The organism is Streptomyces caeruleatus, assembly GCF_001514235.1.
In the GTDB taxonomy this organism is placed as follows: domain Bacteria; phylum Actinomycetota; class Actinomycetes; order Streptomycetales; family Streptomycetaceae; genus Streptomyces; species Streptomyces caeruleatus.
In genome coordinates this window covers 18,435-35,875 of record NZ_KQ948936.1, presented here as the reverse complement: position 1 = coordinate 35,875, position 17,441 = coordinate 18,435, and the positions used below count along the sequence as shown (strand labels likewise).

The 17,441-nt window shown below is 72.6% G+C and carries 11 protein-coding genes; 8 read left to right on the top strand and 3 right to left on the bottom strand.

The features are described 5' to 3' along the window. Nucleotides 1-18 precede the first annotated feature (18 nt). From rbfA to AQJ67_RS33125, 4 genes are all read left to right on the top strand, one after another. Complete coding sequence (gene rbfA / locus AQJ67_RS33140) at nt 19-474, top strand: 30S ribosome-binding factor RbfA (RefSeq protein WP_062723056.1); 456 nt, start codon at nt 19-21, stop codon at nt 472-474. Next, a complete protein-coding gene (gene truB / locus AQJ67_RS33135) occupies nt 471-1,376 on the top strand; it encodes a tRNA pseudouridine(55) synthase TruB (RefSeq protein ID WP_062723055.1) in 906 nt (301 codons plus the stop codon). Before rbfA ends, truB begins: the two co-directional genes overlap by 4 nt. Nucleotides 1,377-2,426: 1,050 nt before the next feature. Beyond that, complete coding sequence (locus tag AQJ67_RS33130; protein WP_062723257.1) at nt 2,427-5,843, top strand: trypsin-like peptidase domain-containing protein; 3,417 nt, start codon at nt 2,427-2,429, stop codon at nt 5,841-5,843. Between the two features lie 134 nt (nt 5,844-5,977). Beyond that, nucleotides 5,978-6,949: a bifunctional riboflavin kinase/FAD synthetase gene (locus AQJ67_RS33125; RefSeq protein ID WP_062723054.1), complete on the top strand. Its 972-nt coding sequence runs from the start codon at nt 5,978-5,980 to the stop codon at nt 6,947-6,949. A 75-nt stretch (nt 6,950-7,024) separates the two neighbouring features. Here AQJ67_RS33125 and AQJ67_RS33120 read toward each other — a convergent pair whose 3' ends face one another. The 3 genes from AQJ67_RS33120 to eccE form a co-directional block, all read right to left on the bottom strand. Then, on the bottom strand, nt 7,025-10,189 hold the full coding sequence (locus tag AQJ67_RS33120; RefSeq protein WP_062723053.1) for an SCO5717 family growth-regulating ATPase: 3,165 nt from the start codon (nt 10,187-10,189) through the stop codon (nt 7,025-7,027). Between the two features lie 325 nt (nt 10,190-10,514). Then, nucleotides 10,515-11,357, bottom strand: a complete 843-nt coding sequence (locus tag AQJ67_RS33115) for a hypothetical protein (RefSeq protein WP_062723052.1) — start codon at nt 11,355-11,357, stop codon at nt 10,515-10,517. Next, nucleotides 11,357-12,682: a type VII secretion protein EccE gene (eccE, locus tag AQJ67_RS33110; protein WP_208615086.1), complete on the bottom strand. Its 1,326-nt coding sequence runs from the start codon at nt 12,680-12,682 to the stop codon at nt 11,357-11,359. Before eccE ends, AQJ67_RS33115 begins: the two co-directional genes overlap by 1 nt. A gap of 470 nt (nt 12,683-13,152) precedes the next feature. On the opposite strand from eccE, the gene eccB reads away from it, so the two are divergent. The 4 genes from eccB to mycP all read left to right on the top strand — a co-directional run bounded on the left by eccB (nt 13,153) and on the right by mycP (nt 17,430). Beyond that, nucleotides 13,153-14,748, top strand: a complete 1,596-nt coding sequence (gene eccB, locus AQJ67_RS33105; protein ID WP_062723051.1) for a type VII secretion protein EccB — start codon at nt 13,153-13,155, stop codon at nt 14,746-14,748. Nucleotides 14,749-14,967: 219 nt separating this feature from the next. Beyond that, nucleotides 14,968-15,279, top strand: a complete 312-nt coding sequence (locus tag AQJ67_RS33100) for a WXG100 family type VII secretion target (RefSeq protein ID WP_062723050.1) — start codon at nt 14,968-14,970, stop codon at nt 15,277-15,279. Between the two features lie 126 nt (nt 15,280-15,405). Beyond that, nucleotides 15,406-15,696: a WXG100 family type VII secretion target gene (locus AQJ67_RS33095; protein ID WP_048584644.1), complete on the top strand. Its 291-nt coding sequence runs from the start codon at nt 15,406-15,408 to the stop codon at nt 15,694-15,696. 243 nt (nt 15,697-15,939) lie between these two features. Then, on the top strand, nt 15,940-17,430 hold the full coding sequence (gene mycP, locus AQJ67_RS33090) for a type VII secretion-associated serine protease mycosin (RefSeq protein WP_167366244.1): 1,491 nt from the start codon (nt 15,940-15,942) through the stop codon (nt 17,428-17,430). Nucleotides 17,431-17,441 lie beyond the last annotated feature (11 nt).

The window sequence follows — 17,441 nt, the reverse complement described above, 5'->3', positions numbered from 1 at the left end:
ACTTAAGGAGACGGACCAGTGGCCGACAACGCGCGCGCCAAGAGGCTGGCGGACCTCATCCGAGAGGTGGTGGCCCAGAAGCTGCTGCGCGGGATCAAGGACCCGCGGCTCGGCTCACACGTCACCATCACGGACACCCGGGTCACGGGTGACCTGCGGGAGGCGACCGTCTTCTACACGGTGTACGGCGGCGACGAGGAGCGGGCGGCCGCGGCAGCCGGACTGGAGAGCGCCAAGGGCGTGCTCCGCTCCGCGGTCGGGGCGGCGGCGGGCGTGAAGTTCACCCCGACGCTGACCTTCGTGGCCGACGCGCTGCCCGACACCGCCAAGACCATCGACGACCTCCTCGACAAGGCGCGCCAGTCCGACGAGAAGGTGCGCGAGGTGTCCGCGGGTGCCAAGTACGCCGGTGAGGCGGACCCGTACCGCAAGCCGGGCGCCGAGGACGAGACGGACGGCGACACCGCGGAATGACGCAGAAGCACACCACGCCCGACGGCCTTGTCATCGTCGACAAGCCGTCGGGCTTCACTTCGCACGACGTGGTCGCCAAGATGCGCGGTATCGCGCGTACGCGGCGCGTCGGGCATGCCGGCACCCTCGACCCCATGGCGACGGGCGTCCTCGTCCTCGGCGTCGAGAAGGCGACCAAGCTCCTCGGTCATCTGGCCCTGACCGAGAAGGAGTACCTGGGCACGATCCGCCTGGGCCAGACCACCGTCACCGACGACGCCGAGGGCGAGATCACGGGGTCGGTCGACGCCTCGAAGGTCACCCGCGACGGCATCGACGCCGGGATCGCCAAGCTGTCCGGCGACATCATGCAGGTGCCGTCCAAGGTCAGCGCCATCAAGATCGACGGGGTGCGCTCCTACAAGCGGGCGCGGGAGGGCGAGGAGTTCGAGATCCCGGCGCGGCCGGTCACCGTCTCGTCGTTCTCGGTGTACGACGTCCGGGACGCCGTCGCCGACGACGGCACCGCCGTCCTCGACCTGGTCGTCTCGGTGGTCTGCTCCTCCGGCACGTACATCCGTGCCCTCGCCCGTGACCTCGGCGCCGACCTGGGCGTCGGCGGCCACCTCACGGCGCTGCGCCGCACCCGGGTCGGCCCGTACAAGCTGGACTCGGCGAGGACCCTGGAGCAGCTCCAGCAGGAGCTGACCGTCATGCCGATCGCCGAGGCCGCCGCGGCCGCGTTCCCGCGTTGGGACGTGGCCGCCAGACGTGCCCGGCTGCTGACCAACGGGGTCCGGCTCGACATGCCCGACGAGTACGCGGGCGCCGGGTCCGTCGCCGTCTTCGGCCCCGAGGGCGGCCTCCTCGCGCTCGTGGAGGAACACAAGGGCAAGGCGAAGAGCCTGGCCGTCTTCGGCTGAGGCGCCCTTTCGGTTGCCTGCCCGTGGAGCGGCGGTCACGGGGTCGTGCCCGCCGCTCCACGGTCCCCCCTCGGTTCCCCCACCCCTAGGGTGTATCCAACGACGCCCGCCTGTTCACCCGTCTGTGCAGGCGCTCGGAGTGAACCGAGGGAGCGGAAGGGGGCGCGTTCGCTGAGCGATCTGTCCCGCTGATCACATCCCGCCTACCGTCGAAAAAACAGGGCGTAGGCGTATGGGCGTGTGGGCGCACGGCGGGAAGGTTCGACGATGGCGGGACGAGGCCCGGAGGCGGCCGGCGACCGCCGGACGCCGGACGACACGTGGGCGGCGGAGACACCGGGTGAGGCCTGGGGCACGCGGGATGCCCGGCGGGGCGGCCGAGACGTGCGGGGCACGCGGGACGACGGTTGGGGCGGTCCTGGGGGGCTGAGGGGTGCGCCGGGTCCTTGGGGCGCGGTGGGCGGGCCTGGTGGGGCTGAGGCGGATGCCGATGCGTGTCCTTGGGAGTTGGGGGATGCGCCGGGTCCTTGGGGCGCGGTCGGCGGGCTTGGTGGGGGTGAGCGGGACGGCGGCACGTCAAGTCGGGGTCTGGGGGAGGCGTCTGGGGCTTGGGCTGGGGCGGATGGTCTTGGTGGGGCCGAGTGGGATGACGGTGGGCGAGGCCGTGATTTGGGGGGCGCGGGGGCGTCTTGGGGCGCGGTGGGCGGGCCTGGTGGGGCTGAGGCGGGTGGCGGTGCGTGTCCTTGGGGGTTGGGGGATGTGGCCGGTCCCTGGGCTGTGGCCGGCGGGGGCGGTGGGGCTCAGGCGGGGGTCGGTGCGAGGCTTTGGGATCTTGGGGAGGCGGCGGGGCCCTGGGCCGGCGCGGAGTTCCTCGGCGGGGGCGAGGCGGGTGGCGGTGATCCTCGCTCGTGTTGTTCTCAGTCTTACGGCGACGGCCGGGACCGGCACCGGCACCGGAGCGGTGAGCCTGTGGACGGGGGCGATGAGAGTCGCGGTGGGGATGGTCCGGGCGGTGCGGGCCTGGGTGTGCGGGTCCGTGACGAGGACCTGGTGCGTGTTCATGACCTGGCAGGTCGGCCCCGGGGGCTCGGGTTCGTGGCCGACCATCGCGGCACGGTCGTCACCGGCCAGGAGGTCGTCGACGGTCTGGACCGGGTGGTCCTGCGTGCGGCCGACGGGGAGCGTTGCTGTGTGGTGCCCGCGGCCGAGGTGACCTCGTTGCCGGAGCTGGGCCTGGCGCTCGTACGGGCTCAGGGGCTCGGCGTGGGTCCGTTGCCGGTGAGTGTGCGGGAGCGGGTCGGGGTCGGGGCGTATGTGCGGATCCCGGCCGGGGGGTGGCGGGAGGCTCGGGTGCTGGGCGCGGTGTCCGCGACCTGCTCCGTGCCGGGCCGCTCTCCTCTCCTCGACGGTGCGCTGGAGTTGGCGATCGGCACCGCCGGTCGGGATGCGCTGCGGCTGGGTGGCGGGGCGGCCGGGGGACCCGTGCTCGACGCCGGTACCGGCGCTGTCGTGGCCGTCCTCGGCACGGCCCTGCGGTCCGGCCGGCGTGACGCCGTGCTCGCCGTGCCGCTGAGCCCACGGGCCGGCGGGCCGCTGGCCGAGCTGCTCGCCGAGAACGCGGCGACGGTGCCGGCCTACGGGGCCGACCTCAACCTGGCGGGCGTACTGGAGCTGACGGCCACGTCGGTCGGGCAGGACGGTCCGCCCGCGTGCGGCGGGGGAGTGGTGGCACCGGTCGAACGGGACTGCACGGCACGGGAGTTCAGCTCCTTCACCCTGAGCGGGGCCTCCGTGCTGGGCCTCGTCGGGCGCCCCGGCAGCGGCCGTACGACGGAACTCGCGGCGCTCGCCGCCCGCCGCCACCATGGCCCGGAACCGGCTCCCACCCTGTGGCTGCGCGGCGCCGACCTGAAGGACGACGACACCTCCGTGGCCGACGCGGCGCGCCGGGCGCTGACCAGGGCGGCCCGCATCGTGGCGGCGTCGGCCTGCGTCGACCCCGCAGCCCTCGGCGACACGACCCCGGAACGCCTGGCCGACGTCTCCCGAGCCACCGGCCGCCCCCTGCTGCTCCTCCTGGACGGCCCGGAGGAGATGCCGCCCGTCCTGGCCCACCGGCTCACGGAGTGGACCGAGGGTACGGAGGAGTGGCTGCGGGTGACGGGGGCGCGGCTGGTGGTGGCGTGCCGGGCGGAGTACTGGGAGGGGGCCGGCGCCGAATTCCCGCAGGAGCTGCTGTACCGCCCCGCCGAGCCGGCCGTGGACGCGACGTCGGGCCGGTTTCCGCCCTGCGTACCGCTCGACGACCTCAGCCCCGACGAGGCACGGCAGGCACGCGCCCGCTACGGCATCCCGGAAGGGGCCCTCACCGGCCCTGATGCCAGCCACCCCCTCACCCTCCGCCTCCTGTCCGACGTACGCGCCGCCCTCCCCGACGCCCCGACCGCCCCCGTCGACCGCGACGACGTCCTCTCCGCCCACCTCGACCTGATGTGCCTGCGCATCGCCGTCCGCCTCGCCGTCCAGAACGGCCTGCGCGGCACCGCCGTGCGCCGCCTCGCGGCCAAGGTCTCCGGTCAGGTCCACGAGGCCGCGCGGCGCAGCCTCGGGCCGGGCCAGGGAGAGCTGGACCGGGCGTCGTTCGAGGCGGTGTTCCCGTGGAGCCAGGCGCCCGCGAGGCTCGGCGGCGGTTCCGGCTGGGCCTCCGCCGTCCTCGCCGAAGGCCTCCTCGTCCCCGCGGGCAACGGCTACCGCTTCGCCCACGAGGAGTTCGCCGACTGGATCCAGGGCATGCACCTCGACCTGGACGAGGCCCTGCACGCCCTGGTCCACCGCCGCCGCACCGACCCCGACGCCGCACACCCCCTCCCCGTACCGCACCACCGCATCGGACCCGTAGTCCAGGCTCTCCTGCTGCTCCCGCGCCACCAGGGGTCGCGCCAACTCACCCTGCGACTGCATGAGTTGATGGACGCTCTGGACGCCGATCGCACCTCCTGGTGGGCCGCCCGGCTCCTCGCCGAGACCCTGCTGCGCGTTCCCGACGCGACGCCGTACCTGGACGTGCTGCGCCTCCTCACCGACCGGATCGTGGTCTGGCGACGCCACGAAGGCATCGCGCCCCGCGAGTTCGACCCGGGCTTCTGGACCGCGCTGCCTTTGCCGGACGGTGAACGTCTCGAACTGCTGCGCCGCCTCCTCCTCACCGACGGCCCGCCGACCGAGACACCCGACGCCGGGGAGCCCTGTCCTTCCCGGCAGCCCCGCTACCTGGACGCCGTCGCCACGCTCCTCGCCGCCGAGCCCGCCGCCGTACAACGCCACCTCACCCGCTGGTTCGACGACGACCGCCCGCTGCCCGCCACCCCGCACGCGACCGTCGCCCGCGCCGCCCAGGCGCTGCTCCACACCCACCGCCACGGCGCCCTCGACGACCTCACCGAGACCCTCGTCGACAGCGCGCACCGCAGAGCCGACGAACTCCTCGCCGTACTGGCCGAGGAGGAGACGTCCGCGATCTGCCGGGCCGTGGACCGCTGGGCGCACGACGAACGGCCCGGGCGGCGCGTCGCGGCGGTGGCGTACGGGCTGCGCGCCGCGCCCCATGCCAGCACCGAGGCCGACCGCGAGCCGCTGCGCTACGCCGCCCTCGCCCTGCTCGCTCGCCCCGACGACTGCACCCTGCACGGCGGCGCGCTCGCCGTCCTCGTCCGGGACCCCCGTACCCGAACCTGCCATCTCCCGCAGGCCCTGGCGCACTTCGCTGCCGACGACCCCCAGTTCCCGCCGGACGCCCTGATCGTCGCCCTGGCGACCCACCCCGACCAGGTCCTCGAAGCCTTCCAGGCCCGGCTCAGCCGACCGAACGCCGCAGAGGCGCTGCGCACCCTCGCCGACGGCACCACGCCCGGCCTCGCGCGCAGGGTCGCCGGTGTCGTCGCGGAGGCGGTGCGGCGGCGCCCCGAGAACGCCGCGGACGTCGCCGCGTACGTCGGCCGGCGCCTGGAGCAGGGCCCGAGCGTCCGTGCCGTCCTCCTGCCGCTGGTCACCGGCCTGCTGGGCAGGGGCACGGAACCGGTGCGGGCCGCCCTCGCCGTCGTACTCGCCGCCCCCGGCACTCCCGACTCCCACGCCCTGCGCCGTGAGCTGCTGGACTTCCTGCTCGCCCACGAACGCGCGCCCGCCGTGCTCGACGCCTTCCTGCACGCCACCGTGCGGCGGCGCGGCGACGGGTCGGACGACGGCCTGCGCGAGCTCGTCCACCACACCGGCCTGCTGCTCGTCCGCACACCGGACGGCGCGGCCCGCTTCGACCGCGGCCTGGTCGACCTGGGCCGCCACGTCCCGGGCTTCGCCGCACGGGTCGCCGGTTGGCTGACCGAGACCCCGCACGAGTGGACGGCGGTGGTGGGCCCGAGCACCCGCAGGATGATCGAGAACCTGTCCGGCGTCCGAGTCCCCGCATGAGCGGCGCGTCCGTACGTGCACCCGGTCACAGCACCCATGCCGATGCGGGCCGTGACCGCCCGGCATGGCACCCTTAGACCTGCGTAAGAGCGTACGGGCAAACACGGACACGGGTTCGACGAGGAGCGGTCACAGTGCAGCGCTGGCGTGGCTTGGAGGACATCCCCCAGGACTGGGGGCGCAGCGTCGTCACCATCGGTTCCTACGACGGAGTCCACCGCGGGCACCAGCTGATCATCCGGCATGCCGTCGACCGCGCCCGGCAGCTGGGCGTCCCCGCCGTCGTCGTCACCTTCGACCCGCACCCCAGCGAGGTCGTCCGCCCCGGCAGCCACCCGCCGCTGCTCGCCCCGCACCACCGCCGCGCCGACCTCATGGCCGAGCTGGGCGTGGACGCGGTGCTGATCCTCCCCTTCACGACCGAGTTCTCGAAGCTGTCGCCGGCCGACTTCGTCGTCAAGGTCCTGGTCGACAAGCTGCACGCCAAGGCGGTCGTCGAGGGCCCGAACTTCCGCTTCGGCCACCGGGCCGCGGGGAACGTCGAGTTCCTCGCCGAACAGGGCAAGACCTACGACTACGAGGTCGAGGTCGTCGACCTGTACGTCACCGGCGACGCGGGCGGCGGCGAGCCCTTCTCCTCCACTCTCACCCGCCGCCTGGTCGCCGAGGGCGACGTCGAGGGCGCCGCCGAGATCCTGGGCCGCCCGCACCGCGTCGAGGGCGTCGTCGTACGCGGAGCCCAGCGGGGCCGGGAGCTCGGCTTCCCCACCGCCAACGTCGAGACGCTCCCGCACACCGCCATCCCCGCCGACGGCGTCTACGCCGGCTGGCTGCACGCGCAGGGCGAGACGATGCCGGCCGCGATCTCCGTCGGCACCAACCCGCAGTTCGACGGCACGGAGCGCACGGTCGAGGCGTACGCGATCGACCGGGTGGGCCTGGACCTGTACGGCCTGCATGTCGCCGTCGACTTCCTCGCCTTCGTCCGCGGCCAGGCGAAGTTCGAGTCCCTGGACGCCCTGCTGGAGCAGATGGCCGAGGACGTCAAGCGCTGCCGGGAGCTGATCGCGGCAGCCGAGACGCCCGAGACGCCCGAGAAGCAGTAGCCGGTCCTACGACCACGAAGGGCGGCCGGTGCCTCCAAGGCACCGGCCGCCCTTCGTGGTTCACGCGCTCACGCGCTACTGCTGCGTCCAGCCGGGAGGTACGGAACCCTGCTGGGGCTGCTGACCCTGCTGCGGGTCCTGGGGCGGCGGCGCCTGCTGCTGCCAGCCCTGGCCCGGCGCGGGCTGCTGCGGGGCCTGCCCCCAGCCCTGACCCGGCTGCGGGGCGCCGCCCTGCTGGGGGTAGGGCTGCTGGGGCTGCTGCTGCGGGGCCGGGTAGCCCTGCTGCTCCGGGTACCCCTGCTGCTCCGGGTAGCCCTGCTGCGGCTGCTGGTACTGCATGTTCGGGTTGCCGAAGCCCTGCTGGGTGCGCGCGATGTCCTCGGCGATCACCGAGGCGAGGTCGAAGTAGGCCTCGCGCGTCTTCGGACGCATCATGTCGAGGTCCACCTCGGCACCCGCCGCGAGGTGCTCGTCGAACGGGATCACGACGACACCGCGGCAACGGGTCTCGAAGTGCGCGACGATGTCCTCCACCTTGATCATCTTGCCCGTCTCACGGACACCCGAGATCACGGTGATCGACCGCTGGACCAGATCGGCGAAGCCGTTCGCCGACAGCCAGTCGAGCGTCGTCGAGGCGCTGCTCGCACCGTCGACCGAGGGCGTGGAGATGATGATCAACTGGTGGGCGAGGTCCAGCACTCCGCGCATCGCGCTGTAGAGCAGACCGGTACCCGAGTCCGTGAGGATGATCGGGTACTGCTTGCCGAGCACGTCGAGCGCGCTGCGGTAGTCCTCGTCGTTGAAGGTGGTGGAGACCGCCGGGTCCACGTCGTTGGCGATGATCTCGAGACCCGAGGGTGCCTGCGAGGTGAAGCGGCGGATGTCCATGTAGCTGTGCAGCTGCGGGATCGCCTGCACCAGGTCACGGATGGTGGCACCCGTCTCGCGCCGCACCCGTCGGCCGAGCGTGCCGGCGTCCGGGTTGGCGTCGATCGCCAGGATCTTGTCCTGGCGCTCGCTGGCGAGCGTGGCGCCGAGCGCCATCGTCGTCGTGGTCTTGCCGACGCCGCCCTTGAGGCTGATGACCGCGATCCGGTAGCAGGACATCACCGGCGTACGGATCAGACCCAGCTTCCGCTCCCGCTCCGCCGCCTCCTTCTTGGCGCCGAGCTTGAACCGGGACGGGGCCTGGTTGTTCTTGCGGGCCTTGGGCTGGTTGCGCAGCAGCCGGTCGGACGACAGCTCCACGGCGGCGTTGTAACCGAGCGGAGTTCCCGGCGCGGCTTGCTGCTGCTGGGGTGCACCGGGGCCGGCCTGGGGGCCGGGCGGGGCGCTCCAGCCCTGGTTGCCCTGGCCCTGGTTGCCGTAGGCGGCGGGCGGGACAGCCGGGTTCTGCGGGGGTGCGGGTTGCTGCTGCGGCGCCTGCGGCTGGGGCTGGGCCGGCGGCTGCTGTTGAGGGGCGGGCTGCTGCTGAGCCTGCTGCTGGGGGTAGCCGTAGCCGCCCTGCTGGGGCGGGTAGCCGTAACCGGGCTGCGCGGGCTGCTGCGGCGGCTGCGGGTAGCCGTAGCCCTCGGCCTGGGGCTGGCCCTGCTGGGGCTGGCCGGGGTGCGGCTGGGGCTGCGGCTGCTGCTGAGCGGGCTGCGGCTGGCCGGGGTGCGGTGCCTGGGGCGGGTAGCCGTACCCGTCGGCCTGGGGCTGCGGCTGGGGCTGGCCCGGGTGGGGTGCCTGCTGCGGGTAGCCGTACCCGGCCGCCTGCGGCCCGCCGGGCTGGTGCGCCTGGCGCGGGTCGGCGGGCGCGGGCTGTCCGCCCTGCGCCGGGTAGCCGGGCTGCGGCTGGGCAAGGCCGAACGCGCCCTGCGCCGGGGCCTGTTGCGCGGGCTGACCGGGGTACGGCTGCGCCGGAGCCTGGTGGGGGTAGCCGTAACCGGGGACCTGGCCGGCGGCCGCGGCGGCCAGCGGGTCGGGCTGCCCGGCCTGCTGCGGCGCTCCCTGGGCGGGGTGGGCCGGTGCGAAGCCCTGAGGCAGCGGAGGGAGACCCTGCTGGGGCTGGGGCTGGGGCTGGGGCTGGGGCTGGGGCGGCACGGGGGGCTGCACCTGCGGCTGCTCCGGTGCCGGTGGGGCGGGCTGCGCCTGCGGCGGCAGCGGGACCTGTCCGGTCGACTGGGGCTGCGGCTGCTGTCCCTCGGGCGCGGGCGGCTGGGCGGGAGCGGTGGGGGCAGCGGGTACGGGCGCGGACTGCGCGTCCGCGGCTCCTTCCGGCTCCGGCTCCGGCGTCACCGCGGCGGCCGGGGGCTGGGGCTGGGCGGCGGAGGCCGACTCGCCGCCTTCCGCGCCTGCCATGCCTGCCGTGCCGTCCGTCACGGCGACGGATCCGGTGGAGTCGGCCGACTCCGCCTCGTCGTTGCGCTCCTCCTCCGGCTCCACGTCCTCGTCGTCGTCGCCGAACAGGCGGGCGGCCTCGGCGTCGGCGGCGGCGTGGTTGAGCTCCGGCTCAGGCTCCGCCACCGGCTGTGCGGGGGCGGGCGGTTCGGGCGCGGGCGGCGCCGGGACCCCGGCCGCCGGGGTGGCGGTGGGGGCCGGGGCCGCCTGGGCGTCCGGGTCCACGGGGCGCAGCACGGGGAAGCCGGGGGCGCCCGGCGCACCGGGTGCCTGGGCGGGAGCGTGCTGTTGGGGGGTGGCGGCCGGCGGCTGGGCAGGAGAGTGCTGCTGCGGGACGCCGAAGCCGCCCGAGGTGTTCTGGCCCTGCTGGGGATAGCCGTACCCGCCGGACGTGTCCTGGCCCTGCTGGGGCGCCGGCTGCTGGGGATAGCCGTACCCACCGGCCGCGGGCGCGCCCGGCGCGGACTGCTGCTGCGGGAAGCCGTAGCCACCCGTGCCGGGGTTCTGCTGGCCGGCGTTCGGCGTGCCCTGGGGCGGGGTGGCCTGCGCGGGCGGTGCCGGCTGCTGCTGAGGCACCCCCTGGGCGGGCGGCTGCGCCGGGGGAGTGTGCGGTCCCGGGCCCTGGGGCGCGGCGCCTGGCGGCCCGGTGGGCGACCCGACGGGCGAACCGGTCGGTGGGGGCGGCGTGGGCCGGCCGCCGTCCTGCTGTTCACCGGACGAGGAACCACTTTGCGTACTTTGGGCGTACCAGGCGGGAGGTGTGTAGACGATTTCGAACTCGCCGGTGAGATCCACCTCGTGATCGTCCCCGTCCGAGGAAGGGCTCCCGCCGTTGTACTCGGACCGATCCCTGTTCACTGCTTGCCTCCTGGTCAGCCACTGCTGCTGAGCTGGTCGTCGTCGCGGCCGGGCGGACCGAGTGGCTAGTCCCACGCGACTGCGATCGTCACCGCACCACCAGAAGCCTAATCACTCGCATGGCGGGACGGAAAAGCCCCCATGGGGGCGGACGCTATAGCCCCGGGTGTGTGGACGGAAGGGCCTCATGGTGCGTACGGAGCGCCCTGCGGCCCAGCCTTCGCAACACCCTGTGACCGAGGCCTCGTCACCCCACGTGGCCGAAATCTCGTAACACCACGTGGCCGAGGCCCCGTTCGCGCCCCGCTCCCGGGACGACGACCTCTCAGTCCATACGACGGGCCACGCCGAGCAGCCCCGTCTCCGCATCGGTGGGTTCGGTCATGACGAACTTCTGATGCTTGCGAGTGCACCACAGGGCGACGCCGTCGTGAAGGGTCGGCAGGTGCTGGAGTTGCTCCTCCGGGATCCCCAGCGTGTCGCGCACGGCCTCGGTCTCGTAGGGCGAGATGCGCTGAATCCCCACCAGATGGGCCTGGGACAACCAGCGCGGCGCGTGCTCACTGACGAACGGCAGCACCGTCACCACGGCCTGCCACGGCACCGAGGTCACCCGGCCGCGCGGCGGGCGGATGCCGCAGTCCCGGATCAGCACGACCGGGCTCGACACCGACGGCCCCTGCGCGGGGACCCGGCCCACCGGATAGACCGTGACGCACTGCTGGCCGCCGCCCGCCGCCTGGGCCAACTGCTGCCAGGCCTGCGGACGGCCGGTCTCGACACCCACGCGCGCACCCGTCGCGGCCGCCCGCAACGCCAGCACCTGGGCGAGCCACAGACCACCCACGAGCACGACGTCGAACGGGGTCGGCCGGGAAAGGCCGAGCACCGCGGGCTGCGACTCAGGGTCGGTGCCGATCAGTACGCCGTCGTCACCGATCGGCATGCTGATCGCCGCGAGCTCGTCGACGGTGACGACATGGCGGTTGCGGCGCGGTCCGCGCAGCCCGAACCCCGGGCTGAAGATGCGCCGTTGCTGCTGCGGTGCCTCCGGCTGCCGGATGATCGGGATCATGCCGGTGTCGGTGGGCGAGGCCACGTGAGCCGGAGTGCGCCCGGGGGCCCGGCCCTGCTGCCCCGGGGGCATGGTCGAGGCGGGGTGGGACATCAGTGCGTACCTCCGAGCGGCAGAGTGGCGAGGGCTCCGGGGACCTGTTCCCGGTCGAGACGGACCAGGCCGACCTTCGCGGCACTCGCGGCCCGCTCCAACTCACGCCCCACCTGGCCGAGTTCGCTGTCACCGCGAGCGGTGACCCGGACGTGCCCGGTGAGGGCGACACCCCGGTTGCCGGCCTTGCTCAGGGTCATGCTGAACGTCGTCGCGAGCACGGGCAGCGAGGTGAACCGCGTCACCAGCTCGGGCAGCGCCACACCGCCACTGCCCAACTGCGGCCAGCGGGACACCCAGTACGTCGTGTGCCACCGGTCGTCGACCCGCCAGGTGCGGACCGCCTCGACCGTACGGCGCTGCGGCGTCCGCCCGTCCTGCGAGTGCTGCGCGTTGGCGCGCGGGTTCAGACAGCTGGACGTCGCCAGCGCCTGCACCAGCTCGGTCTCGTCCAGGATGGTCGCCTTGAAGCCGGCCCCGGCCAGTCGGCTGGCCAGCTGGTCCGCCACCCGCAGCAGCGCGCGCTGCGCACCGGGAACGCCGTCCCCGCGCGCCTTGACCGCCTCCGGGCACAGCTCCGGGTCGAGCTTGAGGGCGACCCAGGTGAGGCGGAGCGCGGGCGAACCGGCCTGCGCCTGCAGGGGGCCGTACGACCGCGCGGCCAGCGACTGCTGCGGCAGATGCGGCGCCGGCGCGGGCTGCGTGTGCTGCACGACCTGGACGGAGGCGAGACGGATCCCGTCGACCTCCAGGGCGTCCTGGATCAGCCGCAGCGGCAGCTGCCGGTCGGCGGCCGCGGGACGCAGTGGCTGGTCCCCCGGCTGGACGAAGAGGACGGCGGTCAGGAAGGAGCCGTCGCCGATCATGCCGATCGAGCGGTCGTCACGGGAGACGAAGGAGTACGTCCGCAGAGCCGGGTCGCACTCCACGACCGGCGCCAGCATCGCGTCCGTCCCCGGCGGCACGGGCTGCTTCGCGTCGCGGCGGCGCTGCCTCAGCGCGCGCGAGGTCTCGTACCACTCGGGCAGCGGACGGCGGCCCCGGCGCAGAACCGCCAGGAGCAGCAGCAGGGCTGCCACGATGCCGGCCGGGACCAGCAGCCAGGACTGGTCGGCGGCCCAGGCGGCCAGCATGACCGCCGCCGCCAGTTCCACCAGGATGAGCTGCTGGAGCCGTACCGGGCCCAGACCGCCCGGGCGGGGCAGCGTGCGCGGCGACGCGGCGGTGGGCGCGGCCGGAGTGGCCGACGCACGTCTGCCGCCGCCCGGACCTCCCTGTTGCTGCTGTGCGCGGCGTCCGCGCCGAGTGCTCGTAGCGCTGGTCATCCCCCGGGACATCCCTTTCGCGAAGTAGTGGCCGTGGGCCGGACCGGATCCTCTGCGTCCGAGAGGTCCGAGATCCCGGCGACGGGCCAGGGGCACCGATGGCCCTCAACATCCATACGGGTGGCTCACGGTACCCGCTGCGGAACACCGGGCGACACAGGGGACACCCAAAACCCAGGTGGTCAGCCTGTCATGGACCGACCCCGCGTGGTGGAGCGCTGTGGTGAAGCTCTGTGAAGATGCGGGGGCGGCCGCACACCTGATGGATCGTCGCCCGGCGGCGCAAGGCATAGTAGGGGCCTGCGCGGCCCAGTCGGCCTGACGCGTCGGCCTGCCGGTACGGCGGGCCCGGACAATGCCGGACGTCACGGTCGCAGTCGGACATCGCGGTCGCGGTCGCGGTCGGACATCACGGTCGCGGTCGGACACCGCAACACGATCGAGCATCACAAACGGGAGACACGGGGACCATGGCAAAGCGTCGGGATGAGCTCGCCGCCTACACGTTCGCTCGCAAGCGCACCGTCGCGGCGTTCCTGGCGCCGTCGCCGGGCGGCTCGGAGGAAGGCGCTCCGCGTCCCATCCGTACGGTGATGCCCAGCCTCGGTGTGGGCCTGGTGCTGGTCATCGGCTTCATCGCCTGGGGCGTGATCAAGCCCACGGCGCCCAAGGGCTGGGACACCCCGGGCGAGTACATCATCGTCGACAGCGACTCGACGACGCGGTACGTGGTCCTCGACCCGGACCCCAAGGACGGCAAGGTGGAGAAGGTCCTCCACCCGGTCCTCAACTACGCCTCCGCCAAGCTGCTGCTCGACAAGGGCAAGGGCAGCGTGCTGGAGGTCCCCGGCAAGGAGATCGACAAGAGCGGGATCCGGCATGGGGCGACCATCGGCATTCCGTACGCCCCCGACCGGCTGCCGTCCAAGGACGACGCGGCGAAGGCGAAGACCTGGGCGGTGTGCGAGCGCCCCGTCGAGGGTTCGGCCAACGCTATCGACCGTGCCGTCTTCGTCTTCGACTCCGACGACGCCAAGTCGGTCAAGAACGCGGGCAAGGTCGACCACCGTGAGGCCCTGTACGTGATCGACAGCCAGACCAGGCGGGAATTCCTGGTCGACGGCAACGGCAACCTGTTCCTGCTGGGCGACAAGGCGGGTCTCGACCCGGCCACCATGGTGCAACTGCGGTCTGCCGTCTTCGGCCGGGACGCCAAGCCGCAGCCGGTGAGCCGTGAGTGGCTGCACACCTTCAACGAAGGCGGCGTCATCGACTTCCCGAAGGTGCCGTCCGTCGGCGAGGCCACCTCGCTCCAGGGGCTCCCCCCGGAGGCGAGCACGGTGGGACGGGTGCTCAAGGCGCCGGACGCGCAGGGTGAGCAGTACTACGTGGTCCTCAAGGACCAGATCGCCGCCATCTCGCCCTTCGTCGCCGCCCTGCTCAAGGCATCGCCCTCCGCCCAGACGGCGTACGGCACCAACCCGATCGACGACATCAAGGTCGACACCCAGACCATCACCACAGCCAACCGCGGCGAGGCGAACCGCTTCTACCAGGCCCAGGGCTGGCCCCAGACCGTCCCGCAGCAGGCCAACCCCGCAGCCACGGCGAGCAGCGAGGCCCGTACCACCTCGTGCAGCGTCTACAACGGCACCATCGGCCAGGACAACAAGCCGCAACTCGCCGCCTGGGCCGGGACGGCGTACCCGAAGAGGGTCATCGCCGACTCGCTCAGCGCCTATGTCTCCTCCGGCTCGGGCCTCCTCTTTACGGAGATCACCGGTGCGGCGGCCGGCGGCGGCGGGCAGTACCTGCTGACGGACACGGGCCTGCGCTACTCGCTGCCGAAGAGCAACGACAGCGCGGCGAAGGGATCGGGCAGCGACTCGTCCTCGGGCGCTTCGGACTCCTCCGGCGGCGACGCCAGCGAAACGGACAAGGCGCGTACGCGACTTGGCTACGAGGACGTGTCGAGGCCCGCGATCGTGCCGCAGACGTGGGCGGCATTCATCCCGAAGGGGCCCACTCTGGACACCGGCAGCGCCGCGCAGGAACAGAGTCAGTGAGCCGCCAACAGACGTACGGGCGCACGCACTTGAGAGCAAGACGGCGCGAGAGTCACAGGATGATCGCTCAAGTGTGTGAGCCGTGTAACTGATTGGTCTTGCCTGTGGTTGAGTGACAGGCTGACGATAGAGTGTTTGCAGCGCTCAAGCGTGCGAAGCACTCGTCCGGGTACCGGTACAGGTTTCCCGGATCAACGACGACATGGGGGAAGGTTCATCATGGCCGGCCAGTTCCGGGTAACAGAGGACGAACTCACCAAGCTCTCGGGCGACATCAACACCGCGAACGGTCAGCTGCAGGGCGAGATCCGCCGTCTCAACGGCGTGATCGACCAGATCGCCGGCGGCTGGAAGGGCCAGGCGGCCCAGTCCTACCGCCAGCTGCAGGATCGTTGGAACCAGGACGCGAAGAGGATGAGCGACATCCTCAACGACATCAAGGAAGCCGTGGACTCCACGCGGAGCAACTACTCCGCGTCGGAAGAGCAGCAGAACGCCGAGATCAGCAAGATCATGTCGGACTTCGGCTGATCGAGCCGTACCGGCCCGAAGAGCTCCGGGAGAGTTCCGGGAGAGCTTCAGCCCTCGCTGGATGCTCCTGAGTCCTTCGGATCGTCCTGATCCCCCAGACTTCCTTCGATTCCATCCTGAAAGGGAATGACGATGTCGATCCTCGTCAATTACGCAACGATCACCAACGCGTCCACGGACGTGAAGTCCACCGCCGGCCGCATCAAGCAGCAGCTCGACGACCTCGAGGCCGCGGTCAAGCGCGTCGCCAGCACCTGGGAGGGTGAGGCGCAGGAGGGCTACCAGCGCAAGCAGCGCGAGTGGGACAAGACCGCTGCCGACCTGCACGCCACCCTGCTGAAGATCTCGACGGCGCTGCAGAGCGCTGCCGAGAACTACCAGGCCACGGAGAAGAGCAACGCCGGTACGTGGAGCTGAGCCCGTCGGGGGCCCAAGGGGCATGAGATGAAGAGATTCGGCCCAGCCGACGCCACAGCGTCCGCTGGGCCGTCCTCTGCTTCGGGGGCCTCCACAGCTTCTGCGGAACCGCGGGAATCCCCTACGGGGTTCTACGGGGATGCACACAGCAAATTCCGCAAACATTCACACACGTCGCAACACCCGCGACACACACATGACCCAGCTTCGAAGGAAGCAAGGAAGCCCTGGGGGCCTGAAGAGATGAGGGGCCTGAACGTGGTGGGCCTGAACGTGGTGGGCAGCACGGCCCGCTCGCGTAGCCGCGCCGGCCGCAACGGTGGAACCCGCGCACTGCAGCGGGCTTTCGGCGTGCTCGCGGCGACGGGGATCTGCCTCGCGTCGGCGCCGCCGGCCGTGGCGGAACCGACGCTACCTGTGGTTCCGGCGTCCCCGGCGTTTCCGGCGTCCCGGGCTGACTCGGCGGTTCCCACCCGCCTCGCGGACTCGGCCAACTCCGCCTCCGGCCGCTCCGACTCGGGTGACTCCGACAGCGGCCACGCCCGCTTCGGCCTGGCCGACAGCTCGGAATGCGTCTTCGGCGGCGACGTCATCAAGTCCACGCCCTGGTCGCTGCAGCGGATCCTCCTGAACCAGCTGTGGGAACAGGCGACGGGTAAGGACGTCAAGGTCGCGGTGATCGACACGGGTGTCGACAAGTCCAACAAGCAGCTGACCGATGCGGTGTCCGGCGGCAGGTCCTACGTCCCGGGGGGCTCCGGCACCCAGGACATCGAGGGGCACGGCACCCGGGTGGCGGGCATCATCGCCGCCCGGCCGGTCAAGGGCACGGGCTTCGTCGGCATCGCCAAGGAAGCGGACATCCTGTCCTACCGCTACACGGGTGGGGAGGGAGAGAAGGGCCAGGGCGACGCGGGAACCATGGCCGACGCGATCGGGGACGCGGTCGCCGACGGCGCGAAGATCATCAACATCTCGTCGGACACCCAGAACAAGCAGGACGACGACACGCTGCGGGCGGCCGTGGAGAGCGCCGTGCGCAAGGGCGCCCTCATTATCGCCGCCGCGGGCAACGACGGAGCCGACGGCAAGTTCGCGAAGACCTACCCCGCCGCCTACGACGGCGTTCTGGCCGTGGCAGCTTCCGACCGCAACGACGAACGCGCCCCCTTCTCACAGGCCGGCGACTTCGTCGACGTCGCCGCACCCGGCGTCAGCATGGTCTCCACGGTCCCCCGCGGCGGACAGTGCACCGCCGACGGCACGAGCTTCGCGGCGCCGTACGTCGCCGGGGTCGCGGCCCTGCTGAAGCAGAAGTACCCGGAGTGGGACGCCGCCCAGATCGCCACCCGCATCGAGGAAACCGCCCAACGCCCCGGCCGCGAGGCCAACCCCTTCATCGGCTGGGGCGTCGTCGACCCGGTCGCCGCGCTGTCGGAGGAATCGACACCGGGCGAGACCCCGAAGCCGGATCCGCTCGTCGCGGCCGGCGGGGGAAGCGCGGTCATCCCGATGGCGGTGACCATGGGCGAGAGCGAGGCGGAGCGCGAACGCCGGGTGGCTATTTATGTGCTGGGTACGGGACTTGCTCTGGCGCTTGTGGTTGCGGGGAGCGGGGTTGCTGTGCGGGACTGGCGTAGTCGGCGGGGTGGTTCGGCCGGGCGAGGTGCATCGACCGGACGGTCGCGACGGTCTACGGGATCCGGGCAGTCCGTCAGCGGGCTTGGGCGATGATTGGGCACCGA

Excerpts from the sequence above, each read along its gene's own strand:
- truB (WP_062723055.1), top strand. The coding sequence starts at position 471 with ATGACGCAGAAGCACACCACGCCCGACGGCCTTGTCATCGTCGACAAG.
- AQJ67_RS33115 (WP_062723052.1), bottom strand. The coding sequence starts at position 11,357 with ATGTCCCACCCCGCCTCGACCATGCCCCCGGGGCAGCAGGGCCGGGCC.
- eccE (WP_208615086.1), bottom strand. The coding sequence starts at position 12,682 with ATGACCAGCGCTACGAGCACTCGGCGCGGACGCCGCGCACAGCAGCAA.
- eccB (WP_062723051.1), top strand. The coding sequence starts at position 13,153 with ATGGCAAAGCGTCGGGATGAGCTCGCCGCCTACACGTTCGCTCGCAAG.
- AQJ67_RS33100 (WP_062723050.1), top strand. The coding sequence starts at position 14,968 with ATGGCCGGCCAGTTCCGGGTAACAGAGGACGAACTCACCAAGCTCTCG.
- AQJ67_RS33095 (WP_048584644.1), top strand. The coding sequence starts at position 15,406 with ATGACGATGTCGATCCTCGTCAATTACGCAACGATCACCAACGCGTCC.
- mycP (WP_167366244.1), top strand. The coding sequence starts at position 15,940 with ATGAGGGGCCTGAACGTGGTGGGCCTGAACGTGGTGGGCAGCACGGCC.